The organism is Bradyrhizobium sp. HKCCYLRH1030 (assembly GCF_051168395.1).
In the GTDB taxonomy this organism is placed as follows: Bacteria; Pseudomonadota; Alphaproteobacteria; order Rhizobiales; family Xanthobacteraceae; genus Bradyrhizobium.
Genome location: NZ_JBNPUY010000004.1, coordinates 159,706 through 183,722, shown reverse-complemented (window position 1 = coordinate 183,722; position 24,017 = coordinate 159,706). Strand labels below are relative to the sequence as shown.

20 protein-coding genes are annotated in these 24,017 nt (G+C 65.4%); 7 read left to right on the top strand and 13 right to left on the bottom strand.

All coding sequences use genetic code 11. The features are described from left to right. Nucleotides 1-43: 43 nt before the first annotated feature. The gene (locus ACQR1E_RS13945; protein WP_315717855.1) at nt 44-1,558 is read left to right on the top strand and encodes an ATP-binding protein; all 1,515 of its coding nucleotides are present in this window, start codon (nt 44-46) and stop codon (nt 1,556-1,558) included. Nucleotides 1,559-1,603: 45 nt separating this feature from the next. Here the strand turns inward: ACQR1E_RS13945 and ACQR1E_RS13940 are convergent, their stop codons facing one another. Beyond that, the gene (locus tag ACQR1E_RS13940) at nt 1,604-3,733 is read right to left on the bottom strand and encodes a phosphocholine-specific phospholipase C (protein WP_434897182.1); all 2,130 of its coding nucleotides are present in this window, start codon (nt 3,731-3,733) and stop codon (nt 1,604-1,606) included. Nucleotides 3,734-4,006: 273 nt separating this feature from the next. On the opposite strand from ACQR1E_RS13940, the gene ACQR1E_RS13935 reads away from it, so the two are divergent. Next, the gene (locus ACQR1E_RS13935; RefSeq protein WP_315717857.1) at nt 4,007-5,599 is read left to right on the top strand and encodes an ATP-binding protein; all 1,593 of its coding nucleotides are present in this window, start codon (nt 4,007-4,009) and stop codon (nt 5,597-5,599) included. A gap of 816 nt (nt 5,600-6,415) precedes the next feature. On the opposite strand, the gene ACQR1E_RS13930 is transcribed toward ACQR1E_RS13935, so the two are convergent. Beyond that, on the bottom strand, nt 6,416-7,531 hold the full coding sequence (locus ACQR1E_RS13930; RefSeq protein WP_434897181.1) for a PAS domain S-box protein: 1,116 nt from the start codon (nt 7,529-7,531) through the stop codon (nt 6,416-6,418). 325 nt (nt 7,532-7,856) lie between these two features. Here ACQR1E_RS13930 and ACQR1E_RS13925 point away from each other — a divergent pair, with 325 nt between their 5' ends. Next, on the top strand, nt 7,857-9,536 hold the full coding sequence (locus tag ACQR1E_RS13925; RefSeq protein ID WP_316173025.1) for a methyl-accepting chemotaxis protein: 1,680 nt from the start codon (nt 7,857-7,859) through the stop codon (nt 9,534-9,536). A 45-nt stretch (nt 9,537-9,581) separates the two neighbouring features. Here the strand turns inward: ACQR1E_RS13925 and ACQR1E_RS13920 are convergent, their stop codons facing one another. Together ACQR1E_RS13920 and ACQR1E_RS13915 are read right to left on the bottom strand one after the other, a co-directional pair. Beyond that, nucleotides 9,582-10,760 carry a cytochrome P450 gene (locus ACQR1E_RS13920; RefSeq protein WP_434897180.1) on the bottom strand — a complete coding sequence of 393 codons (1,179 nt, stop codon included), beginning with the start codon at nt 10,758-10,760 and terminating at the stop codon, nt 9,582-9,584. 89 nt (nt 10,761-10,849) lie between these two features. Then, entirely contained in the window at nt 10,850-11,641 is a 792-nt protein-coding gene (locus ACQR1E_RS13915; RefSeq protein WP_434897179.1) for a helix-turn-helix transcriptional regulator, read from the bottom strand. Nucleotides 11,642-11,818: 177 nt separating this feature from the next. Here ACQR1E_RS13915 and ACQR1E_RS13910 point away from each other — a divergent pair, with 177 nt between their 5' ends. After that, nucleotides 11,819-12,964 carry an ABC transporter substrate-binding protein gene (locus tag ACQR1E_RS13910; protein WP_434862888.1) on the top strand — a complete coding sequence of 382 codons (1,146 nt, stop codon included), beginning with the start codon at nt 11,819-11,821 and terminating at the stop codon, nt 12,962-12,964. A 303-nt stretch (nt 12,965-13,267) separates the two neighbouring features. Here the strand turns inward: ACQR1E_RS13910 and ACQR1E_RS13905 are convergent, their stop codons facing one another. From ACQR1E_RS13905 to ACQR1E_RS13885, 5 genes are all read right to left on the bottom strand, one after another. Continuing rightward, on the bottom strand, nt 13,268-14,902 hold the full coding sequence (locus ACQR1E_RS13905) for a GMC family oxidoreductase (protein WP_316167553.1): 1,635 nt from the start codon (nt 14,900-14,902) through the stop codon (nt 13,268-13,270). Nucleotides 14,903-14,965: 63 nt separating this feature from the next. Beyond that, complete coding sequence (locus tag ACQR1E_RS13900; protein WP_316186792.1) at nt 14,966-15,559, bottom strand: GNAT family N-acetyltransferase; 594 nt, start codon at nt 15,557-15,559, stop codon at nt 14,966-14,968. Nucleotides 15,560-15,671: 112 nt separating this feature from the next. Beyond that, a complete protein-coding gene (locus ACQR1E_RS13895; protein ID WP_315828293.1) occupies nt 15,672-16,598 on the bottom strand; it encodes an SMP-30/gluconolactonase/LRE family protein in 927 nt (308 codons plus the stop codon). 173 nt (nt 16,599-16,771) lie between these two features. After that, nucleotides 16,772-17,611 (bottom strand): AraC family transcriptional regulator, encoded by an 840-nt coding sequence (locus ACQR1E_RS13890; RefSeq protein ID WP_316226439.1) that lies wholly within the window; start codon nt 17,609-17,611, stop codon nt 16,772-16,774. A 78-nt stretch (nt 17,612-17,689) separates the two neighbouring features. After that, a complete protein-coding gene (locus ACQR1E_RS13885; RefSeq protein WP_315718055.1) occupies nt 17,690-18,067 on the bottom strand; it encodes a hypothetical protein in 378 nt (125 codons plus the stop codon). Between the two features lie 134 nt (nt 18,068-18,201). Between ACQR1E_RS13885 and ACQR1E_RS13880 the strand changes: the two genes are divergently transcribed. Next, entirely contained in the window at nt 18,202-18,474 is a 273-nt protein-coding gene (locus ACQR1E_RS13880) for a hypothetical protein (protein WP_315718054.1), read from the top strand. A 23-nt stretch (nt 18,475-18,497) separates the two neighbouring features. On the opposite strand, the gene ACQR1E_RS13875 is transcribed toward ACQR1E_RS13880, so the two are convergent. From ACQR1E_RS13875 to ACQR1E_RS13865, 3 genes are all read right to left on the bottom strand, one after another. Further along, entirely contained in the window at nt 18,498-18,974 is a 477-nt protein-coding gene (locus ACQR1E_RS13875) for an HXXEE domain-containing protein (protein WP_315718053.1), read from the bottom strand. A 308-nt stretch (nt 18,975-19,282) separates the two neighbouring features. Beyond that, complete coding sequence (locus ACQR1E_RS13870; protein ID WP_315718052.1) at nt 19,283-19,717, bottom strand: cupin domain-containing protein; 435 nt, start codon at nt 19,715-19,717, stop codon at nt 19,283-19,285. A gap of 343 nt (nt 19,718-20,060) precedes the next feature. Beyond that, a complete protein-coding gene (locus ACQR1E_RS13865) occupies nt 20,061-20,714 on the bottom strand; it encodes a glutathione S-transferase family protein (protein WP_434897178.1) in 654 nt (217 codons plus the stop codon). A 190-nt stretch (nt 20,715-20,904) separates the two neighbouring features. On the opposite strand from ACQR1E_RS13865, the gene ACQR1E_RS13860 reads away from it, so the two are divergent. Then, nucleotides 20,905-22,125, top strand: coding sequence for a polyhydroxyalkanoate depolymerase (locus tag ACQR1E_RS13860; protein ID WP_316169159.1), 1,221 nt, complete (start codon nt 20,905-20,907; stop codon nt 22,123-22,125). Here the strand turns inward: ACQR1E_RS13860 and ACQR1E_RS13855 are convergent. Further along, the gene (locus ACQR1E_RS13855; protein ID WP_316226440.1) at nt 22,115-23,158 is read right to left on the bottom strand and encodes an AraC family transcriptional regulator; all 1,044 of its coding nucleotides are present in this window, start codon (nt 23,156-23,158) and stop codon (nt 22,115-22,117) included. The genes ACQR1E_RS13860 and ACQR1E_RS13855 overlap by 11 nt on opposite strands. Before the next feature lie 131 nt (nt 23,159-23,289). On the opposite strand from ACQR1E_RS13855, the gene ACQR1E_RS13850 reads away from it, so the two are divergent. After that, on the top strand, nt 23,290-23,739 hold the full coding sequence (locus ACQR1E_RS13850; protein WP_315718048.1) for a cupin domain-containing protein: 450 nt from the start codon (nt 23,290-23,292) through the stop codon (nt 23,737-23,739). The last annotated feature ends 278 nt before the right edge of the window (nt 23,740-24,017 follow it).

Sequence of the window (24,017 nt, the reverse complement as noted above, 5' to 3'; positions counted from 1 at the left end):
TTAAGCGCCAGCCTCTGCGTGAAGCGGGCTTGAGTCGGGGCACATGACGGTTGCAATCGAGATGGGGCAGACGGCGGCGGGATCGCCTGCCGCCCTGGACCTCGAGGAACTGCTGGCGACCCGGCTCCTGGTGCAGGGCAATTCCGGCTCCGGCAAGTCGCATCTCCTGCGCCGCCTGCTGGAGCAGAGCGCGCCCTGGGTGCAGCAGACGATCATCGACCCGGAGGGCGACTTCGTCACGCTGGCCGAGCGATTCGGCCATCTCGTGATCGCGGCCGAGGACCACACCGAGCGCGCGCTGCAGGTCGCCGGCGAACGGGCGCGGATGCATCGCGTCTCGACGGTGCTCAACCTCGAAGGCCTCGACGCCGAGAATCAGATGCGGCGCGCGGCCGCCTTTCTCAACGGCCTGTTCGAGATCTCCCGCGACCACTGGTACCCGATGCTGGTCGTGGTCGACGAGGCCCAGCTGTTCGCACCGGCCGTCGCGGGCGAGGTCTCCGACGAGGCCCGCAAGGCCTCGCTCGGCGCGATGACCAACCTGATGTGCCGCGGCCGCAAGCGCGGGCTGGCGGGCGTGATCGCGACGCAACGACTGGCGAAGCTCGCCAAGAATGTCGCGGCCGAGGCCTCGAACTTCCTGATGGGCCGCACCTTCCTCGACATCGACATGGCCCGCGCCGCCGACCTGCTCGGCATGGAGCGGCGCCAGGCGGAGGCGTTCCGCGACCTCGAGCGCGGCCAGTTCATGGCCTTGGGGCCCGCGCTGTCGCGCCGTCCACTCGGCCTGCGCATCGGCCCGACCGATACCAAGCCGCGCAACGCAACGCCGCGGCTGATGCCGCTGCCGGAGGCTTCGCTCGAGGACGCCCGCGCGGTGATTCTCGCCGCACCGCCGCCCGAGACCAACGCGCGGCCGCAGCGCAAGCCGCAACCGGAGCTGCTCGACCAGCTCATGGCGGCGAAGTCCGCCGCGCTCGAGCTGCGCCCCGAACCGCCAGCACCCGCCGTCAGCGAGGAGGAGCTCGCCGAACGCAAAGCCCGCGTCGAGCGTGTGCTGCGCGCGGTCTTGGCCGAGCCCGACGCCGGCTTCCGCGCCGTCGGCGTGCTCTACCAGGAATTCGTCGTCCGCTGCCGCATCGAGGGGCTGGGCACGGCCGTGCCCGACCTCAACGAGTTCCGCCGCATGCTGACCCGCGCCCGCGCCGGGCTCGGCGGCGACGAGACGGCCGACGATGCCGGCTGGCAGGACGTCAGGCTGCGCGCCTCGCTGCTGCCTGAGGACATGCAGGGCGTGTTCATGATGATCGCCCGCGCCGCCAAGGACGGCCGCCCCTGCCCGAGCGATGCGGCGATCGCCCGCGCCTATGGCTCGCATTCGCTGCGCCGTGCGCAGCGCCTGCTGACCTATATCGAGGACCAGGGCCTCATCGTGTGCCAGCTCGACGGCGCCGGCCGCCGCATCGTCACCCTGGTCGAACTTGCCTGGGCGACGGCGCCCGGCGATCCCAATGCCGACGACGCAGCCCCCGAAGGTCTCGTCACCTCGTCATCTTGAGGATGCGCCCAAATCGCTCCGGGCGCATCCCGATATCGTTCGCGATCAGGTCGCGGCGATCCTGCCCATCGCCGGGTCGCTGATGCTGGGCCGGCCGTTCTCGACGTGACCCGCGAGCTGCCAGTTGAAGTTGGCATCGCTGTCCGTCGTGACCGTCAGGTCGTACCAGCCATGGGTCTGCTGCAGGCGAACCCGCGTCTCCAGCCGCTGGCCACGCTGCAGGCGGTGCCGCTGGCTGCGTCCCGTATAGTTGTCGGCCAGTGTCACGACACAGCTCGCCCCCTTGTTGGTGAGCGCGATCGCAAGGCTGCGCGAATCGTCGTCATCATCCCAATCACAGAGATGGACCGTATCGACGTCGACCAGCGCGGCGGTGGTGGCGACGCCGCCCTTGAAGTGGCGGAAGAAGCCGTTCGGGCCGTACACCGACAGATCGTACTGGCCGGCGCTGGCCGCGAGGTCCCACACGCCGTGCAGCGATTTCCCGGCTTCGACGGTGTAGCTCCACGGGCCGGTCGCGGTGTTGCCGGAGCGGACGTGGAAGCAGGCGCCCGCCTGCCCCGGATTGGCGAAGCGGATCGCGAACGTCTTGTGCGCAGCATCGGCGTCGCCATCGACCCTGAGATCGTAGGGCAGCGGGCGCGCCGGGCGAATGCCCGGCTCCTGCTGCGGCAACGCCTGCTTGGCCGGCGGCACCGGATGATAGTCGTCGAAGCGGGCGCCGGAGGTGATGTCGGCGGCCGGCGGCTTGTAGCCGGCCGTGCTCGGCAGCGGCGCCATGCCTTCGTTGGGCGAAGTGAAGTTGAACGCCGAGGTGAGATCGCCGCACACCGCGCGCCGCCACGCCGGGATGTTGCTCTCGAACAGATCGGGCGCCTTGTGATGGAAGCGGCGCTCGATGAAGCGGATCACAGAAGTATGGTCGAACACTTCCGAGCACACGAAGCCGCCGCGCGACCACGGCGACACCACCAGCATCGGCACGCGGACGCCTAGTCCGTAGGGGCCGGCAACGTGGCTTCCGTCGCCAGCGAAGAGGTCCGTGCTCACATCGACGGTCGACTGGCCCCAGGCCTGCGACATCGCCGGATACGGGCCGACGACATGGTCGAAGAATCCGCCGCCCTCGTCGTAGTTGATGAGCAGCGCGGTCTTGCTCCACAGCTCGGGGTTCGACGTCAGGATGTCGAGCACCTTGGAGATGTACCAGGCGCCCGGCCCGGGCAGCCAGTTCGGATGCTCGCTGAACGCCTCCGGAGCTGCGATCCACGACACCTGCGGCAGCGTGCCGTTGCGGACGTCGTTGCGCAGCCCGTCGAACAGGTTCTCGAACGTGCCGCCATTGGCGATGTTGCTGCCACGCAGCGCCTTCTCGTACAGCGGGCTGCCTGCTTGCGAATTCTGGTACTGATGGAAATACAGCAGCGAGTTGTCGCCGTAATTGCCGATCCACGGATTCTGGGTCCAGCCCCAGGAGCCTTCCGCCGTCAGGCCGAGACCGATGTCCTGGTAGACCTTCCAGGAGATGCCGGCCTTCTCCAACCGCTCCGGAAACGTGGTCCAGTCGTAGCCGGCTTCCGCATTGGTGATGACCGGGCCGCCGCCCTTGCCGTCGTTGCCGTCCCAACCGGTCCACAAGTAGTAGCGATTCGGATCGGTCGGGCCCATCACCGAGCAGAAATAGGAATCGCACACCGTGAAGGCGTCGGCCAGCGCATAGTGCCAGGGCAGATCCTGCCGGTTCAAGCAGGTCATGGTCGTGGTGCCCTTGTTGGCGATCCACTTGTCGTAGTTGCCGTTGTTCCAGGCCTTCTGGCCGTCGTTCCAGCCATGGGCGACGTCCTCGACATAGACCTGGCCGGCATTGTCGACGCGGAACGGCATCACTGCCCCCGCGCCGTTCGGCTGCTGCCACACCGGATTGCCATTCGGCAGCTTCACGGCGCGCGGATCGTTGAAGCCGCGGACGCCGCGCATCGCGCCGAAATAATGATCGAAGGCGCGGTTCTCCTGCATCAGCACCACGATGTGCTTGACGTCCTCGATGCTGCCGTGGCGGTTGAACGCCGGAATGGCATGCGCGCGCTCGATGCTCTGGCCGAGGGCGGCGGTCGCAGCCGACGCTCCGAGCAGCCGCAGGAACTCGCGCCGGTTGTGCGCGATCGTGTTCGACATCTCGTTCATTCCCCATGGTGATGACGGTGTCGAGCGGCTTAGGTCGGCGCGTTAACAACCGCGTGACCGGGCGGTAAAGGATGTGTGGCAGGCTTTTGACGCCGCGCGGCGGAGCGGCATTCGCGGCGAGGGCGCCCTGCCGCGATGCGCGTCGAAGCCGCCATTGCCCTTGCGCCGGAGACGAAAAGCTGAATGATCCGTTCGGGTTGCGACGACGACAGGCCGGGCCGCCCCCGGATTTTGGCGCGTTGCGTTGTTGAGGATGATTTGCATATGCCGACGTTGACGGTGCAAGCGGCGGGTCTGCAGGGAGCGCCGGTATGGGCATGGCTGCAGGTCGTATCCAACGGACTGATCGCCAGCGCCTTCTTCACCATCGCCTTCGTCGTCGGCACGTTCCTGCGGCGGCGCTGGCGCGACGTCATGTTCCGCGGAATCGTCGGGGCGCTTGCGACCTTCGTGGCCGTCGTCGGGGTCACCCGCCTGCTTGCGATCGTCGATCTCTGGGTACCGACCTCGACCATCACGGACGTCATCAACGTCTTTCTCGGCGTCACCTCGATCGGAATCATCGTCATCATGATCAAGATGCTGCCGCAGCTTCTGGTGCTGCCGACGCGCATCACCTTGCAGAAGGCCTATGCGCAGCTCGAGGAGGAGATCCGGCAGCGCCGCGCCGCGGAAGCGATGGTGCGGCGATTCCAGGAAATCGAGGCCAACGAGGCCCAGGTCCGTCAGGCGCAGAAGATGGAGGCGATCGGCCAGCTCACCGGCGGCGTCGCGCACGACTTCAACAACATCCTGACCGTCATCACCGGGACGATCGAGATCCTTGCCGATGCGGTCAAGGACAAGCCCCAGCTCGCAGGCATCGCCGGCATGATCAGCGCCGCCGCCGAGCGCGGCGCCGATCTGACCCGGCACCTGCTCGCCTTCTCGCGCCGCCAGCCGCTGCAGCCGCGCGCCACCGACATCAATGCGCTCATCGTCGAGGCCGGCCGTCTGCTGCGGCCGACGCTCGGCGAGCAGATCGAGATCGAATCGATGCTGGCCCATGACAGCGCGCCGGCGCTGATCGATCCGAGCCAATTGTCGACCGCGATCCTCAACCTCGCGCTCAATGCGCGCGACGCGATGCCGGACGGCGGCAAGCTGACCCTGGAGACCAAGAACGTCACGCTCGACGAGCACTACGCGCAACTGAACCGCGACGCCAAGCCCGGAAGCTACGTCATGATCGCGGTCAGCGACACCGGCCAGGGCATTCCGGCTCCACTGCTCGACAAGGTGTTCGAGCCGTTCTTCACCACCAAGGACGTCGGCAAGGGATCGGGCCTCGGGCTGAGCATGGTCTACGGCTTCGTCAAACAATCGAACGGCCACGTCAAGATCTACAGCGAGGAAGGCCACGGCACGACGGTCAAGCTCTATCTGCCGCGCGCCGCCGGACTGCCGGAGACGCCGGCCGCAGAGCCCGGCCGGCCGGCGGTCGCGCGCGGCGACGAGACCATCCTGATCGTCGAGGACGATGCGCTGGTGCGCGACTACGTCGTGGCTCAGGTGCGCCGTCTCGGCTATCGCACCCTGTCGGCCAGCAATGCCGCCGATGGGCTGACAATCATCGACAGCCAGGAACGCATCGACCTGCTGTTCACCGACGTCATCATTCCCGGCGGCATGAACGGCCGGCAGCTCGCCATCGAGGCCGAGAAGCGCCGCCCCGGGCTGAAGGTGCTCTACACATCTGGCTACACCGAGAACGCGATCGTGCATCATGGCCGGCTCGATGCCGACGTGCTGCTGCTGGCGAAGCCGTATGTCAGCGCCGACCTCGCGCGCATGATCAGGACGGCGCTGGAAGCGTAAGGCGAACCGCGATGGTGGCGCCGGTCGATGTCTCGTTTGCCAGAACTCGCGCGTCACGACCGGTGTCGTCCCGGCCTTGCGCCGGGACCCATGGCCACCGGCCATGGTGGCGCAGCGAAATCGATCCACCAGCGTGCCTCACACATCTTCCTGGGGTTATGGGTCCCGGCGCAAGGCCGGGACGACGGCTGAGGTTGCGGTTGGCGCCTTCCATCACACTGTGCCCGAGACATCCCATAAGACACGACACCGCCTTCCCGCCGCCCATGAGGCGCAGGTGATGCGGCAATCATGCCCCTCCTGAACAACGAGAGGGCGCGAGGAAGGCCGGACCTCGGCTGAGGCCCGTGGCCCGCCTGCTCAAAAGAATGCAGGCGGCAGGTACCACAGGTACAGCCGGACAGACCCGGCCTTCCCCGCGCAACGGTTTTAACGGTGTCCTTCGTGCTCTCCCTGGGGATCGGCTCTCTTGCCCCCATCGCCCGCGCGTGCCGCCAAGCAACGCTCGCGAGCTTGACCTCAGCGTCGAGAGGTCAGGACCACACGACTTCGCCGTCCGCGCCGGCTACGCTCGTCCAGCGCAGCCGTCACGTCCATCGCAGCCCGCCTCCACGTTCGTGACGACGCGTACGTCCCTCTGCTCGAGGCGGGATGGGCAAGACCATCGGTCTGATTTGCCCGACGACGCAAGCCGGCACGGCTGCGGCAAACTAACTCGACGGGCATTTCGCGCATACGAAGCATGCGGAGATTGCTCGTCGGGCACATCTGGCCGGTGCTCCATCCAGACGTGATGCCGTGAAGGTCGGCTGACGATCAGCGGACGGACGGAGCAGCGGCGGCTTCACCCCGCGCCGCCAGCGGCAATGACGCCTGCCTCAGACTTTCCGACGGCGTCTCACCATAGATCTTTCGATACTCCCTGGCGAAATGCCCCGGATTGCTGAAGCCACATCGCAGGGCGATCGACGTCACCGTGTCACCCGCTTTCGCATCATACAGCATGCGGTGCGCATGTTGGATTCGCGTCAGCTTGATCTTCTCGGCCAAGGACACGCCACTCTTCGCGAAGTACTGATAGACCGTGCGGGGGCTGACGCCGTAGCGAACCGCGAGTTGCTGGATCGATATCTTCTGATCCCAGTTCGTCTCAATGTGTTCCAGGATCCTGCGAATGGGCTCCGGCACCTGGCGATCGCGATCGAGATGATCCGCGGTGACGTCGATCGTCGCGCCGACGAGATGGGTTCGTCCGTCGGACGGGCTGTAGACGGAGGTCGCCATGCCACGGACCCAGCGCACCGCACCGGCTTTGCCAAGCACCCGGTAGTCGCGCGTGTAGCCGGTTCGCTTCATGATCGCACGACGGATGACCTGCGCGAGCCCGTTCCGATCCTCGGGATGCACATGGCACAACATGTCGCGCAGCGACGATGGCGACGCCGGCGGAAAATCTCCCTTGGACTCGTCTGCATCGACGATCAGGTTGAACGTCGACAGCCCAGCGAGCTTCTCCGCGGCCGCAAGCTGTTCTTCCAGGATCCTGGTTGTCGTGATGTCCTCGACCACGGCGCAGAACCACTTCAGGCGGCCCCTGGCGTCCCTGACGGGATTGACGGTCACGCGTCCCCACACGACGCTTCCGTCCGGCCGAAGATAGCGCTTGTCGAGCTGATAGGTCGCGATCTCGCCTGCAAGCAGCTTGTCGTGCTGCAGCCGATTGCGCTCCCGGTCCTCTGGATGCGTCAGATCGACAAAGGTCAGCCCACCGGTCTTGAGCTGCTCCAGCGTGTATCCGACGATCCGGCAGCATTCGGCGTTCGCAAACCGGATATGTCCCGTTGCACTGTCGATGATCGAGATGCCGATGCCGAGGCTGTCGAGAAACACCCTCGGCACCGCGATGACTTCGGCAATGTCCTTCTCTGGCATGTCGAAGCCGATACCATCCAATCCGAATGGAGCCTAGCGCCGAGGATCATGTCGATCTTGATCTAAGGCAATCCCGGCCCTGCGACACCTGAACACGCCCCGCAGATTCACGGCCATTCCTGCACAATCAGAACATCGCTGCAGATTGCTGCCTAACCGAATCTTACTGACGAGCTGTTAGATTGAATAAAGCCCCCCGGGGATTTACGGGGATCATCGAGTTCAGGAATGATCGCAGTCAGCGCCGTCTCCGGATCACAGCAACTACCGCGTGATCACGAGGATGTGCACATCGCTGGCGTGATCGTTTGCACAGGAGACCATCATGTTTGGCCGCAAGAACAACGCCGCATCCCTGACCGCCCTGGCCGCAAACGCGATCACCGCGAAGGTGATGGTCGCTGACGACAAGCTCAACATCGTCTACATGAACGAGGCGGTACGGGCGCTGATGCGTGAGGCGGAGGCCGATCTCAAGACGCAGTTGCCGAACTTCCGCGTCGACGGCCTCATCGGCACCAACATCGACGTCTTCCACAAGGACCCGACCCACCAGCGCCGCATGCTGCAGGCCCTCGCCTCCGAGCACCGGGCCACCATCAAGATCGGCAAGTGGACGTTCGATCTGATCGCGCAGCCCTTGAAGCACCCGGACGGAAGCCGCGCCGGAACGGTCGTCGAGTGGTCCGACGCCAGCGTGCGGCTGCAGAACCTCGACTACAGCGCTCAGGTCGCGGCCATCGGCCGATCACAGGCCGTGATCGAATTCAACCTGGACGGCACCATCGTCACCGCCAACGACAATTTTCTGAATGCGCTGGGCTACAGCCTTCCGGAGATCCAGGGCAAACATCACAGCATGTTCGTTTCGCCGGAGGAGCGCAACAGTGCCGCCTATCGCGAGTTCTGGGCCGCCCTGAACCGCGGCGAATATCAGGCCGCGGAATACAAGCGAATCGGAAAGGGCGGCAAGGAGGTATGGATTCAGGCGTCCTATAATCCGGTGTTCGATCAGAACGGAAAGCCCTTCAAGGTCGTCAAGTTCGCCACCGACGTGACCGCCCAGAAGCTTCGGAATGCCGATCTCGCCGGACAGATCGCCGCCATCAGCAAATCGCAGGCCGTGATCGAGTTCGAACTGGACGGCACCATCATCGACGCCAACAACAATTTCCTGCAGGCGCTCGGCTATACGCTGTCCGAGATCAAGGGCCGCCATCATTCGATGTTCGTCGATCCGTCAGAGCGCGACGGTGCGGCCTACCGCAACTTCTGGGCCGCCCTGAACCGCGGCGAATATCAGACCGCGGAATACAAGCGGATCGGAAAGGGCGGTCGCGAGGTCTGGATTCAGGCCTCCTACAATCCAATCCTCGACCTCAACGGCAAGCCGTTCAAGGTCGTGAAATACGCCACCGACGTCACCAAGCAAGTGCTGGTGCGGATGGGCAATGAGCGAGTCCGCGGCATGATGGAGTCCGTCGCCGCGGGTGCCGAGGAATTGAACGCCTCGGTGCGCGAGATTTCCGAGGCCATGACGAAGTCCCGCGAGACCGCGATGGGGGCGGCTGACCGGGTCGCCTCCGCCGATTCGCAGGCCAAGCGCCTGAGCGAGGCGACGCAGGCGATGAGCGGCATCGTCGAGCTGATCGGCAACATCACCGGGCAGATCAACCTGCTGGCACTCAATGCCACGATCGAATCGGCGCGCGCCGGCGATGCCGGCCGCGGCTTTGCCGTGGTCGCGTCGGAGGTCAAGAATCTCGCCACGCAGGCCAAGGCCGCCACCGACAAGATCGGCGCGGAGATCGCCGGACTGAACGGGATCTCCAGCGAGGTCGTGAATGCGCTGAACGCGATCAAGGTCGAGATCCAGAACGTCAGCGAATACGTCACCTCGACCGCCGCCGCCGTCGAGGAGCAGAGCACGGTCACCGGCGAGATGTCGTCCAGCATGCAGCGCGCAGCCGCAGAGGCGCAGGCGATCGCAGCAGGCAGGGCGTAGAGGCCGCCTGAGCACGGCGCCCCCCCGCAAGGGCCGCGGCGAGGATCAATCCTGCGTCGCGTCCCAGGTCACCGGCAGATTGAGCAGGCCGCGAAAGGCCCAGCCGCCGATGCGCACCGGCTCGGTGTCACGCAGGCGCAGGTTCTTGAGCCGCGCGAACAGCGTCGGGAGCGCGACGTCGGCGATCATCGCGCGCGAGGCCCAGGCGCCCGCACAGAAATGCGGGCCTGCGCCGAAGGCGATGCTCTTGGAGACGTCGCGGCGGACGTCGAAGCGATCGGGGTCGGTGAAATGCGCCTCGTCGCGATTGGCCGAGCCGAACATCAGGAACACGCGCTCCTCCGGTTCGAAGGCGACGTCGCGAATCGTCCAGGGCTTGGCGATGCGCCGGGGCGACATGCCGATCGGCGAGATCCAGCGGGCATATTCCTCGAACACCTGGAGCCAGCGCACCTCGCCATGGATGGCCAGCGCGAGCTGCTCGGGATGCGTCAGAAGCGCCCACACCGTGCCGGCGATCGCATCGCGCGGTTCGTTCTGGCCGCCCGAGATGGCGAGCTTGATGTTGGCGCGGACGCTCTCCATCGGCATTTGCGTGGCGAGCATCACGCCAAGCAGGCTCTGGTTCGGGGTCTTCTCCAGCACCGGCAGCATGTCGTCGATGGCAGCGTCGATGCCTGATGTCGCGGCGTTGCAACGCGCCTCGACCGCGGGATCCCCGGTGTAGTTGGCGATGCCGTCGATCATTGCCTGCGACCACGCATTCATGTCCTGGAAGCGCATGTTGGTGAGGCCGGTGATCAGCTTCAGGCACTCGGCCGAGAACGGCAGCGCGAAATCGCCGACGAGATCGACATCCCTCGCCGGGTCGAGCGCATCGAGCAGCCGGTCGGCGTGGGCCTGGAACTGCGCCAGCCAGTGCACGCGCACGGCGCGCGGCGACACCGCCGGCGCGATCGCCTGGCGCTCCGCCATGTGCGCCGCGCCGTCCTTGCGCATCATGTTGTGGCCCATCAGTCGGTTCATCAGGCCCTGCGGCTGATGCGAGCTGAAGACGTCGATCTGCTTCTCGGAGACGAAGATGTCGTCGCGACGGCACAACAGCGTGCTGCCGAGCTGCGGCACGAAGGCGATCGGCGCCTCCTGGCGCATGCGCGCCAGCGCCGGATAGGGATCGGTCCAGAAGGTGGCGGTGTCGATATCGAAGCGCGGTGCTGTGCTCACTCTCGGTCTCCGGTTCTGACGGCGCAGGCTAGCCGCACGCTCCGGCAACGTCTGTCCCGGCGATGGGTGACAGCAGGCGAGCCCCTCGCTCAGTTCAGCGGCCGCGGTGTCGTCATCAGGCGGAGGGCGATCGCGAACAGCTCGTTCTGCGAGGCGATGCCGAGCTTCTCATAGGCGCGCTTGCGATAGGTGAAGACGGAGTTGAGGGCGATGCCGAGAGCCCCGGCGATCGCCTCGGAGGTGAAGCCTTCGAGGATGCGACGGCAGACGTCCTTCTCCCGCGCGGTGAGGACCGACAGCGGTCCGCCGGCGGCGAACAACGAAGCAAATCTGTCGGCCGGATCCATCGCGGCAGCGCGATCCTGGCAATGACGCGCGACGATGGCCCCCACGATCGGGGCGACCGCGGCGATGCGCTGGCGCTCGTGGGGCGCAAAACCGCCTTGAGCAGCAGTACGATAGAAGTTCACGTAGGTGCAGTGCTCGCCGACCCAGATCGCGGTGGCGGCCTTGTCGACGATCTCGGAGTCCTCGAAGAACAGCTTGCGGTAGCCCTTCGGGTACATGCGGCGCGCGAAGTTCGGCAGCAGGATGTGGCGCGCTTCCGCGCGCTCGCGAAAGATCGTATCCCGGTTCGGATCGGCGATGTGGAAGTGCTCCGAATAGGCCGCGCCGAGGTCGGGCCCGATCGCGATGTTCCCCGTGCTGAGCAGGCAGCGCGCCGAGCGCTGGTCCTCGAAGGCGAACACCATGCAGTGGCCGACATCGGCAAGGATGCGCAACGTCTCGATCAGGACTTGCGGAAATGCGGGCTGTCCGATCGCGAGCACCATCGCGCCGACGGCACCGGCCGCCTCGATGCCAGGCTCCTGAGCCTCCATGCGTTCCTCCCGGATCTCTTTGTTCGCCGAAACCTAGCAGCAACCCGCCCTGGCTGGAAGCGCCGCCCCGCGTCACCAACCACGGGGACAGACACGAGGCCGCCGGTCCGGCTACGCTCATCGGCCAAAGTCTCGGCCAGTCAACGCGCCGAGCACGCTCAACGGGGAGGATATGCGATGAGAGCCGCGCTCACGGCGATCGGAATTGCTGCAACGATGGCTTTCGGCTCGCCCGCGTGCGCCGACATCAAGGTCGGTATCGTGGTGTCCGCAACCGGGCCCGGCTCGGCGCTCGGGCAGCCGCAGATCAAGGCGGTGGCTGCGCTGCCGAAGGAGATCGACGGCGAGAAGATCGTCTACATCGCGCTCGACGACGAATCCGACAGCGTGAAGGGACTGCAGAACGCGCGCCGCCTGGTGATCCAGGACGGTGTCGACGTCATCATCGGCTCCTCGCTGACGCCGGTCACCATGCCGATGCTCGACGTCGCGCTCGAAAGCAGGACGCCGCTGCTGTCGCTGGCGGCCTCGACCGCGATCGTGCAGCCGATGGACGACAAGCGCAAATGGGCATTCAAGGTCGTGCCCAATGACGACATCATGGCCGCGGCGATGCTCAAATACATCGCCAAGACCGGGGTGAAGACGCTCGGCTTCATCGGCGTGTCCGACGGCTATGGCGAGGGCTATTATCAGGAGGTGACGAAGCTGGCGCCGAAGCTCGGGCTCACGGTGACCACGCACGAGGTCTATGCGCGCGGCGACACCAGCGTCACCGGCCAGGCGCTCAAGGTGATCGCCACCAATCCGGATGCGGTGTTCATCGCGTCCGCCGGCACGCCGGCGGTGCTGCCGCAACAGGCGCTGCGCGAGCGCGGCTATGCGGGGAGGATTTTCCAGACCCATGGCGTCGCGACGCAGGAGTTCATCAAGCTCGGCAAGGAGAATGTCGAGGGCGCGGTGTTCGCCGGCGAAGCGTTCTCGATCGCCGACGATCTGGCGCCCGAGGATCCGTTCCGCCGCGCCAACGACGCGTTCGTCTCCGCCTATCAGGCCGCCAATGGCGACAAGCCCAACATCTTCGCCGCGCATCTGTGGGACACCGCAACCCTGCTCAAGGGCGCCATTCCCGGCGCGCTGAAGGCCGCCAAGCCCGGCACGCCGGAATTCCGCGCCGCGCTGCGCGACGAACTCGAGCGCGGCAAGGATATCTATCTCAACAACGGCCTCTCCAATATGAGCCCGACCGACCACAACGGCTACGACGAACGCTCGGCGTTCCTGATCAAGGTCGAGGGCGGGAGATTCAGGCTGGTGAAGTAGTCAAGCTCGTGATCGGAAGCATAGTCTGCCGCGCAGGCGGTGCACTCCCCTCCCCCTTGCGGGGAGGGGTCGGGGGTGGGGGTCCACGAGTCCCACTGTCAATGATGTGCGATTGAACGCGCGCGAGACAGACTAAATCGTAGAGGGCGAAGTCAATGCTCACGCCGAAGCCCATCTGCCGAACGTGAGCTTGCAACTTAGTTCAGCGCCCGGGGACCCCCGACCCCTCCCCGCAAGGGGGAGGGGGGCGCACTGGTCGTGCGGCACGACACGGGCTCGAACGATAAGCGGCGACGGCCCCAACTACGCCGACAAACTCTCCGCCACCGGCGCCTTGCCCAAAATCAGGTCCGCCGCCTTGTCGCCGATCATCAGGGTCGCGGCGTTGAGGTTGGCGGAGATCATGCGCGGCATGATCGAGGCGTCGGCAACGCGCAGGCCCTCGAGACCATGGACGCGGAGCTGGTCGTCGACCGTTGCCCAGGTCGAGTCCGCTGGGCCCATCCGGCAGGAGCAGCCGGGATGGAAGGTGGTGGTGGCGCGCTGCGTCGCCGCGGCCAGGAACTCGTCGTCGCTGTTCACCTTCGGTCCCGGGAAATCCTCATAGGCGTAGTACGGCGCGAGCGGGGCCGAGGCCAGCAGCCGGCGCGCCAGCTTCATGCCGGCGACGACCACGCGGCGGTCGAGCTCGGCGGTGAGATAGTTGGTCTGGATCAGCGGCGGCGCGAACGGGTCGGCGGAGCGGATGCGGACGTAGCCGCGGCTCTCCGGGCGCTGCTGCCAGGAAGCGACCGTCATGCCGGGCTCGTCCTCGAGCTGGCCCTGCACGCCCTCCTTGTAGCTCGCCGGCGTGAAGGTGAGCTGCAGGTCGGAGCGCTCGGCGGTCTCGCCGGAATGCCAGAAGCAGTAGACCATGGTCGGCGACAGCGACAGGATGCCGCGCCGCGTCACCGCCCATTTCAGCGCCTCGCCCCATAGATTGAGGCCGCGCGCGAGCTCGTTGACGGTCTTGATGTTCTTGACACGCGCCACCGTGCGCGGCGCGTAATGGTCCTGCAGGCCCTCGCCGACGCTGTTGAGCGCATGGCGCACCTCGATGCCATGCTCCTGCAGCAGCGCGGGCGCGCCGATGCCCGAGAGCTGCAAGAGCTGCGGCGAGTTGTAGGCACCGCCGGACAGGATCACCTCTTTTCGCGCGCGCACCTCGACCGGCGCCCCGCCGCGCCCGCCGCGGCTGTAACGCACGCCGACCGCGCGTTTGCCTTCCAGCACAACGCCGGTGGCATGGGCGTGGGTGCGAACCTCGACGTTCGGCCGCTTGCTGGCCGGACGCAGGAATGCGGTCGCCGACGACACGCGGCGGCCGTTCTGGATGGTGCGCTGGACGTATGAGACGCCTTCCTGGATGGCGCCGTTGTAGTCCGGGTTGCGCGGGATACCGAGCGAGACAGCGCCATCCATGAAAGCCTCGCACAGCGTGTCCTTCCACTCCATGGTGGTCACGATGAGGTTGCCGTCGCGGCCGCGATACTGGTCCTCGCCGGCGCCAATGCGCTTCTCCATGCGCTTGAAATTCGGCAGCACGTCGGAATAGCTCCAGCCGCGATTGCCCATCTGCGCCCAGGTGTCAAAATCCTGGCGCTGGCCGCGATTGTAGACATGGCCGTTGATCGAGGAGGAGCCGCCGAGCGTCTTGCCGCGCGGCGCATAGATGCTGCGCCCCGCCGTGTACGGCCCCGGCTCCTGCTGATAGCCCCAGTTGATGCTCTTCATGTAGAAGGTCTTGATGAAGCCGGCGGGCAGATGGATGTAGGGATGCCAGTCGCGCGGCCCCGCCTCCAGCACGCACACCGTGACCTCAGGGTCCTCGCTGAGGCGGCTCGCCAGCACGCAGCCGGCGGAGCCGGCGCCCACGATCACATAGTCGAAGGTATCCATCTGGTCGTTCGTCCCGGTCTCGTCATCATCAGCCGCGCGAGGCGGCAAGCGGCCATAGCGCGGTCAGCGCGGCTTGTCATTCAATTGGTAGTCGAGATGCGCCTTCACGGTCGGCCATTCGGCCGCGGTGATGCTGTAGACGACGGTATCCCGCAGCGTGCCGTTCGGCGCGATCTGGTGGCTGCGCAAAATGCCGTCCTGCTTGGCGCCGAGCCGCTCGATGGCGCGCCGGCTCTGGTGGTTGAAGAAATGGGTGCGGAACTCGACGGCGATACAGTCCATCGCCTCGAAGGCGTGCGCCAGCAGCAGCCGCTTGCACTGCGTGTTGAGCGCGCTGCGCTGCACCCGCTTCGCATACCAGGTCGAGCCGATCTCGACGCGGCGGTTGGCGGCATCGACGTTCATGTAGGTGGTCATGCCGGCGACACGGCCGTCGGCATCGAGCACCGTGAACGGCAGCATGCTTCCCGTGGCGAACAGGCCGAGCCTCCGCTCGATCTCCTTGGCCATGGTCTCGGGTTTCGGAACTGCGGTGTACCACAGCTTCCACAATTCGCCGTCACTTACGGCCTCGACCAGCGCGTCGTGATGGTCCGCCGACAGCGGCACAAGGCTCGCATGCGGGCCGCGAAGGGTGACTGGTTCAAGAAAGGGCATCAGCAGTGTCCGTCATTGCGAGGAGAGCGAGCGACGAAGCAATCCAGAGTCGCATGTGCCGCTCCGGATGGCTTCGCTGACGCTCGCGATGACGGAACTATCACGTAGAGCGTCACTTGTTCAGAAAATTCAGCGCCAGGCCCGGTCGCGGCCAGTCCATCGCCACCAGCTCACCCCTGCCCGACAGCGTGATGTAGGCCGTCTTCAGCTCGGGACCACCGAAGGCGATGTTCGTCGTGACTCGGTCACCGGTCGGCACCTGCTCTACCAGCGTGCCGTCGGGCGCGATGACGCTGATGCAGCCGGTCACCAGCGTGGCGACGCAGACATTGCCGTTCGCCTCGACCGCGAGCGAATCGAACATCTGGTAGCCTCCGAGCCCCGCGATCGGGCGGCCGCGCTCGCCGCGATAGATCACCTCGCGCGGCTTCACGGTGCCGGGCTCGGCGAGATCGTAGGCCCAGAGACGTGCGGTCGGCGTCTCCGCGATGTAGACCGTCTTCTCGTCCGGCGATAGCCCGATGCCGTTGGCCGGCAGAATGCCGTGGACGGCCTCGATGATCTCGCTCATGCCGGGCTTGAGGTAATAGAACGCGCCGACGTCCATGTCGCGGGCGCGGCGCTTGCCGAGGTCCGAGAACCACAGGCCGCCGTGACGGTCGAACACCAGATCGTTCGGCCCGCGCAGCGCGTGCTCGCCGCAGCGGCTGACGACGGTCTCGATCTTGCCGCTCTGCAGATCGACGCGCTGGATCGAGCCGCCGAGATAGTCCTCGGGCTGTGGGCCCGGCATGATCATCTTGCCGGTCGGAATCCAGGAAAAGCCGCCATTGTTGCAGATGTAGATCTTGCCGTCGGGCCCGAGGGCTGCGCCGTTCGGCCCGCCCGGAATCTGCGCCACGATCTCCTTGCGGCCGTCGGGAAACACCCGCGTCAGGCGCTTGCCGCGGATCTCGACCAGCACCACCGAGCCGTCGGGCATCACCACGGGCCCTTCCGGAAATTCCAGATCTGTGGCGAGCACGCGCATGTCGGACATCGGACGACCTCCCGCTTTCGTCGCCGCGCATGCGGCGCATGGTTGTTAGGCGTGAGGTTATCGCAAAGCCGCCACGGCTTGCCAAGCAAGCGGCTGAGCGCGAGACCGCAGAGCAGCCCTGCTGAGGGAGACGCTTGCAGCGTGTCGACGCAAGTTGGTACCGCGCGCGATGTTTAGCGGATCACCGGCAGCCAGATTTCCAGGCCGCCATTGCCGGTGAGCGGGTCGAAACGCTGGTCATAGCGCTCGAAGTTCGGCGCATCGGCGACCTCATAGCCCGACTGCGGCAACCAGCGATTCCAGATCGTGTGTACAGTGCGGCGGATCGACGAGACGTGGCCGGCATGGGTGAACACGGCGAACGTCGCCGCCGGAACCCGCACGCGGCTGAAGGTCCGAAGCAGGTCGGAAAAATCGGCCACCTCGACGCCGGCGATATAGTCGAAATTGCCGGCATCGTCGCCGTTGCAGCACACGCCATAAGCCACCACGCCGCGGCGCGCCGGAACCTCGTCCACGATCTCGTTGAAGCGACGCCACAAGGCCGGGATGCCGGCGCCATTGTCGACGCTGACGCGGTCGCCGAGGCCGGCGACGAGCAGCGGCTGCGCGGTGACGAAGCGTGGGGCGGCGAGATCATCGAGCGGGGTCTGGTCCATCAGGATCGGCTCCTGCAGTGCGAGGCCGTCGAGGCGCGCACGGGCGCGCACCGCTTCCGGCGTGACGCCGAACTGGTCGCGGAACGCGCGCGTGAACGCTTCGTGGGAGCCGTAGTCAGCCTCGAGCGCGAGACTGAGAATGTCGGGTGCGCCAGAGGCAAGAGCCCGTGCCGCCTCGCTGAGACGGCGCAGCCTGACATAGCGCATCACCGAGACGCCGGTCGCCGCCGCGAACGCGCGCACGATGTGGAAGCGCGACACGCCGGCGATGGCCGCGACCTCATCCAGCGTCAATGGCGCCGACAGATGGCTCTCGATGAACCAGAGCGCTTTCTGGGCCGGGTTGGTGGACACGCCTCTCTCCTGTCGAAGCGCCCGATCCTGCGCGCGGAGATCCACATGCGCTTGATCGTTGTTGCGCTGCGGGCCGTACTATTTGCCGGCCGGCTTCGCCGGCGCCGCGTCCTTGGCGGCCGGCGCATCGGCCTTCTTCCTCAGCTCGTCCGCAAGTTTCGCCTGCGACGCCTTGAGTTCGTCGATCAGGCCCTGCTGCGAGATCAGCGCAGCCTTCAGCGCCTGGATCTGCCGATTCGCCGCATCGAGCTTCTGCTGCTGATCGAGCGATTGCTTGGTCATCGTCTTCTGCAGGAAATCGATATTGCTCTGCAGACATGATGTCCGTCGATCCATCGCCTTTTCTGCAGTGCAGATTTCGATGCCCGGAATATCCTGCGCATGTCCGGCAGAACTCACACCTGTCGCGAGCGCGCTCGCGGCAAAGATGATTCGCGCGGCAATGAATTTTCGCATCACAATTTTCTCATTGGCTTGCCCAACACATGATTTTGCGTGGAACTGACGGAGTTTCCTGATTGATACCATACTGAGACCTCAATCGCGCATTGAAGTTCCGGCTGGGACCCGTTTTTAGGGAGATGGACAGAATGGCTACGCGCGAAAAACGGCTGGCGCAATTCGACGGCAGCGGTGAGCCGCCGCCCGGACAGACGGTCGAGGTGCTGTGCGAGGATCACAGCGGCACCTATCAACTGCCGTTCCCCTGCTTCTACATTGATGGCAAATGGCACAACAAGGAATCCGGCGGCGCGCTCGAAGCCACCGTCATCGGCTGGCGGTTCCCGCGCGCGCGATTTGACGAGCGCAATGGACGCCGTCCGCAGCCGAGCTTCGTTGCCGATCGCGCTTCGTCTTATTGATCATGCCGGGCCCTGAGTTCTGCTCAGGGCCGGTCTTGCCGAAAATATGGTTTTGAACGCAGATTGAGCATCACGACCGGATAGGCCATCAGCAGCGAGCCGGCGACGATCGCGAGGGCAGCCGTTCCAACGTCGAGCACACCGTCACCCCACGCTCGCCGCCACATCGCAATTGCAATCGGAAAGAACAGAATCAGCGCCGTCGCCAGCCCCGGCGAGAATCTGCCTCCGCTGCGCAGGAACGGCAGGATGTGGAAGAAGACGGCGTTGATGATCATCAGCGCCGCGTAGGTGAGCGCGGCCGGCGGCCACGTCTCGGCAAGCTCTGCCTGCACCGCGCCGAGCACGACCACCAGCGCGTTCGTCACGTAGAAGTCGCTCCACTCGACCGGCAGCTTCATCACCGTCCGCGCCCAATTGCGCCAATCGAACGTGTATTCCTCGAGAATATGCGCGCCGTAGGCCGCGAGCGCGAGCCAAGCCAATGTGGTCAATGTCATGATCGATGCTCCCCTCGCGGGTGATGGACCGGCGCCAGACCGGTCGCAAGGGGCAATGTAGAGCACCAAGGCGCGAGACGGGCAGCGCGCGTGCCGTGTTTCAAAATGCGACGGCGCTTCCTTGCAGTCTTAATCCTTGGAACGCTGCTGGAACGAATCGCGTCCGAATCGGATGCCGCATCTGGTGCGCGATCTGTTCACGCTAGATGTCGGACACATCGGAGACGACCCACCACATCGTGAGGGGAAGCCTCCGGCCGCTTGCCGCAACCGGATGCCAAAGACTAACGGAGAGGCAGATCTGGCGCTCAGGTCCAGGGCGTGACCGGCGGCACGTTGTCGGTCGCCGGCGGCATCTCGACCGTCTTGAAGTCGGCCGGGCTGACGATCTCCATATATTCCATGTCAGGGGAATAATCGTAGAGGTAGTGCACGATGCCGGGACGCTGGTGCACGACGTCGCCGGCCTTCACCAGGGTCGGCTTGTCCTCGTACATGAAGCGGGCCCAGCCCTTCATCATGATGACGATCTGGAAATCGCAATCATGGCGATGCCAACCTGTGCCATCCACCGGCGGACAATCCGGATTGGCCTTGACGAGGTGGCAGATCACCTGGCCGCCGGTGGCGTCGGCGATGCCGAGATCGCGGTACAGGAAGAAGTCGCGCAACCCACCGCCCTTGTAGTCGGTGTCCTCGGGCTTCACGTGCGAGAACTTGGTCACCACTGCATGCTGGTTCATGACGGCCTCCACCGGTTGATCGCGACATCGGCGACCGTTGCGGCCCATCGATCGGCCACAGCGGCCACCACGTCCGAAAGCGGATTGTGCCATGCGAAAACCACGCCACGCCCTGTCTGCAACGCAGAGATCGGTAGGCCAGGGCGGCATCGCGAGCCGAACTGATTGCCGACAACCGGGTTTTGGCCGACGCCACACGGCAATGGTGAGGTGCTGACAGCCCGCGCCACGCGCCGAGAAGACGCAAATCCGGCTTCAAATTGAGCAGCCGCTGCCCGCGGCGTGAGCCGTTGGAGCCGCGGCTGCAAAGGGCCGCGGGCACGCGCCGCTGACGGCAGTACACCTAGTACTCGACCTCCAGCTCCTCGATCTCCTCGGGCTCGGCCTTGGCGGCCTCGATCCATTGCTGCATCTCCGGCATCGCCATGATCAGGTCGGCATAGGCCCTGAGCCGCGGCTCGAGCTTCACGTAATAAGTCACGAAGCGCGTCACCACCGGCGCATACATCGCATCCGCCATGCCTCGCTGGCCGAACAGAAATGGGCCGCCGGATATGTCCAGGCAGTCGCGCCAGATCGCCCAGATGCGATCGATGTCGGCCTGCGCCCGCGTCCAGACCTTGAAGCCCGGAAAGTGGCCCTTGAGATTGACCGGCAGCGACGCCCGCAGGGTCGTGAAGCCAGAATGGATCTCGCCCGAAATCGAGCGGCAATGCGCGCGCTGGATGCGGTCGGCTGGCAGCAGGCCCGCCTCCGGAAAGGTCTCGTTGAGATACTCGCCGATCGCCAGCGTATCCCAGATCGTCGCACCATCGTGGCGTAGGCACGGCACCAGGATCGAGGACGACAGCAGCAGGATCTCGGCGCGAGCCGATGCGTCGTCCGGACCGACGATCACCTCGTCAAAATCCAGTCCGGCAAACCTGGCGAGCAGCCAGCCGCGCAGCGACCACGACGAGTAATTCTTGCTGCTGATGGTCAACGTCGCTTTGGCCATGTCGCCCTACCCTCTTGCCGCATTGTCGTTTGTCGTTCGCCCATCGTGCCGCTCGTGCGACCGGCATCATGCGCGGAGCCGGATACGTCGGAGATATCATCGAGCAAGCGACATGCCAGTTTTTCAGGCAAGACTCGGCCGTTCTGGCTCCGATATTGCATACAGCAATGCATGTAATGGATCGGACGCGATGGCGCTGCTGTACCAAGCCTATCAGAACCACATGGACCTGACCGAGCCGTGGCGCCAGAGCGCGGCAGCCGCCATGCGCTATCTCAACCTGATCCCATCAGGGCTATCCAGCCGCGCCATGCGGCGTCTGTCCGCCGCGCTTGAGCTGATCTCCCGCTCAGCCTTGACCTACGCCCGCCCGGCGTATGGCATCGATAGCGTAATGGTCGGCAACCGCGAACTCGCCGTCACCGAAGAGGTCACGTTCAAGACGCCGTTCGGCTCGCTCCTGCACTTCAAGAAGGACGCTGCGCCGGAGCAGCCCAAGGTGCTGCTTGTCGCGCCAATGTCCGGCCATTTCGCCACCCTGCTGCGCGGCACCGTGAAGACGCTACTGCAGGATCACGACGTCTATATCACAGACTGGCACAATCCGCGAGACATCCCGCGCGATCACGGCCGCTTCGGTCTGGAAGATTACACCGATCATCTCATCAGTTTTCTCAGCCAGCTCGGTCCGCGGCCGCACATGGTCGCGATCTGCCAACCGTCGGTGTCGGCACTCGCGGCCACCGCCGTGATGTGCGAGGACGACCATCCGTCGCGCCCCGCCACCTTGACCTTGATGGCCGGACCGATCGACACGCGGATCCAGCCGACCAAGGTCAACGAGTTCGCCAAGAGCAAGCCGATCGACTGGTTCGAGGACAACCTGATCCACTACGTGCCCTTTCAATGCAGGGGCGCCTTCCGAAAGGTCTATCCGGGCTTCGTGCAGCTCACGGCCTTCGTCTCGATGAATCTCGAGCGCCACGTCAAGCAGCACATGGATCTCGCCAACCATCTCGCCAAAGGCGAGGTCGAGAAGGCCGAAACGATCAAGACCTTCTACGACGAGTACTTCGCGGTGATGGATCTGCCGGCGGAGTTCTACATCGAGACGGTGCGCGACGTTTTCCAAGAGCATCTGCTGCCGCAAGGCAGACTGATGCATCGCGGCCGTCCCGTCGACCCGAAGGCAGTCCGGCGCATCGGCCTGATGACGGTCGAGGGCGAGCGTGACGACATCTGCTCGATCGGCCAGACGCTCTCGGCGCAGGACATCTGCACCAATGTGCGCGCCTATCGCCGCGTCCATCACATGCAGGCCGGCGTCGGCCATTACGGCGTGTTCAGCGGCAAGAAGTGGAATAACGAGATCTATCCGCTGCTGCGGGATTTCGTGCACGTCAATTCGTGAAGCGACTGCGCTGCACGCGTTGCAGCGTGGCCGACGGCGCCTCCCCGAACTTGTTGCGATAGGCCCCCGCCATCCGCCCGAGATGGGTGAAGCCAAGGTCGAAGGCGATGTCGATGATCCGCGCCTCCGGTGGAGCCGCCATCAATTGCGCATTGAGCCGCGCCAGCCGGATGTCGAGCAGCATGTCGGAGATCGACATCCCGAAATGGCGGCGAAAGCCGCCCTGCAGCGCCCGGATCCCCACGCCTGACGACGCCGCAAGTTGCGCCAGATCGAGCGGTTCGGCTGCGTGCGCTGCCAGAAGATCACGCGCCCGGCGGACGGCCTGCGGCAATGTCTCGACCCGGCCGGAATGCAGCCTGATCGCTTCCGCCAGGCCATTGCCGGGCTGCTCGAACAGAATGTCCAGCAGCGTCTCGCGCCAATTGGCTGCCGCAACCGGTGGCAGGCCGCGCCCACCGCCGAGACGCTCGGCGAGGTCCGCGAGCCCGAGCATGTGAGCCCGGAGCCGCGAGCCAGGACATCCCGACAACGCGATTGCGGGATCGAATTCGATCGGTTGCACCGCGCGCCCGGACAGCGCTGCTGCGCGCTGTTCCACGAGACGGCGGTCGAGCAACAGGATCAACTGAGCGCAAGCGTCCCAGACCATCCGCGTGGGCAATGTCGGCGACAGCAGTGATGCCGCATGGTCTGGCGCCGTCGCGACCTCGCCGGCCCCGGCAAAGACCCGCGCGGTCCCCGCCAGCGGGAGCTGCAGCAGAAAGAAGCGGTCGAGACAGCCCGGATCGATGGTTACCGCACCGCCATAGGCGACGTAGTTAATGGAAAAGCCATCGAATGCCGCGCAATTATGCAGAGCGAGGAAATCGCGCGCAGTATCCGCCTCCGGTTGCAGCCCATGCGGACAGAAGATGCGGCCTATTTGTTCAGCCGCCTCATCGACATCGTGCGTTGCAACACGGCCATAGGCTGTAAGCCGCGGCACAGCCGGAGACTTCCAACTACGATCAGCGGCTGCATCTGCAGTCATGGCCTACGTCGCCCGTCGAGATCGTTTGAAACCTATAATAATTAGCAACTGACGTCGAGGGATTCGTTTTCTGGATAGACTCGGCGTCGCCCCGGCTTGATCCTCCCACGCGTGCAGCAAGGAGATCCGGCATGATCACACTCGAAAAAGGCATCACGCGCGCAGGTACCGGCTATGCCGGCAAGACCTGGAATATCCTGGGTCAGCTCTATTATCCGAAAGCCGTCACCGACTCCACGTTCGCCTTCGAGACCAACAGCGAGCCCGGGCAGTTCGTGCCGGTTCACGTTCATCCCACCCAGGACGAGTTCATCCTGGTGCAGGAAGGCGTCCTCGACCTCAAGCTCGACGGCGTCTGGGTCAAGGCGAATGCCGGCGACCTCGTGCGCATGCCGCGCGGCATTCCGCATGGCTACTTCAACAAATCCGACAAGCCGGCGCGCGCGCTGTTCTGGGTCTCCCCGATGCAGAAGCTGGAAGCGCTGTTCAACATGCTCGACAATCTCGCCGACCCAGCCGAAGTGGTGCGGATCTCGGCGGAACACGAGGTCGACTTCCTGCCCCCGGAGGCCAACGACTAGGCGGCAGCGCGGGCCCCAGCGGGCGCCCCCGCCCTTTTGTTGCGGTACGAACGGCGCGCGATCATCGCTATCGGCTCCGTGCGCCTGCGGCATGAGCAGCGGCTGCGCTCGAACGAGATGCGATCGGCGAGATCCTTCTCGCCCTGATTTCGATGCTGCCGCATCCGTCGGCATCGCACGCCTCGGTCGCGCCGGGCAACCTTCGTCACCATCAAACTCTCGCGGGCTTCTGCAGCGCGGCGGGCGAATGCCGCCCGAACGCGGCTGCGCGCTCGACA

Coding starts and splice junctions, on each gene's coding strand:
- ACQR1E_RS13945 (WP_315717855.1), top strand. CDS start 44: ATGACGGTTGCAATCGAGATGGGGCAGACGGCGGCGGGATCGCCTGCC.
- ACQR1E_RS13940 (WP_434897182.1), bottom strand. CDS start 3,733: ATGTCGAACACGATCGCGCACAACCGGCGCGAGTTCCTGCGGCTGCTC.
- ACQR1E_RS13935 (WP_315717857.1), top strand. CDS start 4,007: ATGCCGACGTTGACGGTGCAAGCGGCGGGTCTGCAGGGAGCGCCGGTA.
- ACQR1E_RS13930 (WP_434897181.1), bottom strand. CDS start 7,531: ATGCCAGAGAAGGACATTGCCGAAGTCATCGCGGTGCCGAGGGTGTTT.
- ACQR1E_RS13925 (WP_316173025.1), top strand. CDS start 7,857: ATGTTTGGCCGCAAGAACAACGCCGCATCCCTGACCGCCCTGGCCGCA.
- ACQR1E_RS13915 (WP_434897179.1), bottom strand. CDS start 11,641: ATGGAGGCTCAGGAGCCTGGCATCGAGGCGGCCGGTGCCGTCGGCGCG.
- ACQR1E_RS13910 (WP_434862888.1), top strand. CDS start 11,819: ATGAGAGCCGCGCTCACGGCGATCGGAATTGCTGCAACGATGGCTTTC.
- ACQR1E_RS13905 (WP_316167553.1), bottom strand. CDS start 14,902: ATGGATACCTTCGACTATGTGATCGTGGGCGCCGGCTCCGCCGGCTGC.
- ACQR1E_RS13900 (WP_316186792.1), bottom strand. CDS start 15,559: ATGCCCTTTCTTGAACCAGTCACCCTTCGCGGCCCGCATGCGAGCCTT.
- ACQR1E_RS13895 (WP_315828293.1), bottom strand. CDS start 16,598: ATGTCCGACATGCGCGTGCTCGCCACAGATCTGGAATTTCCGGAAGGG.
- ACQR1E_RS13885 (WP_315718055.1), bottom strand. CDS start 18,067: ATGCGAAAATTCATTGCCGCGCGAATCATCTTTGCCGCGAGCGCGCTC.
- ACQR1E_RS13880 (WP_315718054.1), top strand. CDS start 18,202: ATGGCTACGCGCGAAAAACGGCTGGCGCAATTCGACGGCAGCGGTGAG.
- ACQR1E_RS13875 (WP_315718053.1), bottom strand. CDS start 18,974: ATGACATTGACCACATTGGCTTGGCTCGCGCTCGCGGCCTACGGCGCG.
- ACQR1E_RS13870 (WP_315718052.1), bottom strand. CDS start 19,717: ATGAACCAGCATGCAGTGGTGACCAAGTTCTCGCACGTGAAGCCCGAG.
- ACQR1E_RS13865 (WP_434897178.1), bottom strand. CDS start 20,714: ATGGCCAAAGCGACGTTGACCATCAGCAGCAAGAATTACTCGTCGTGG.
- ACQR1E_RS13860 (WP_316169159.1), top strand. CDS start 20,905: ATGGCGCTGCTGTACCAAGCCTATCAGAACCACATGGACCTGACCGAG.
- ACQR1E_RS13855 (WP_316226440.1), bottom strand. CDS start 23,158: ATGACTGCAGATGCAGCCGCTGATCGTAGTTGGAAGTCTCCGGCTGTG.
- ACQR1E_RS13850 (WP_315718048.1), top strand. CDS start 23,290: ATGATCACACTCGAAAAAGGCATCACGCGCGCAGGTACCGGCTATGCC.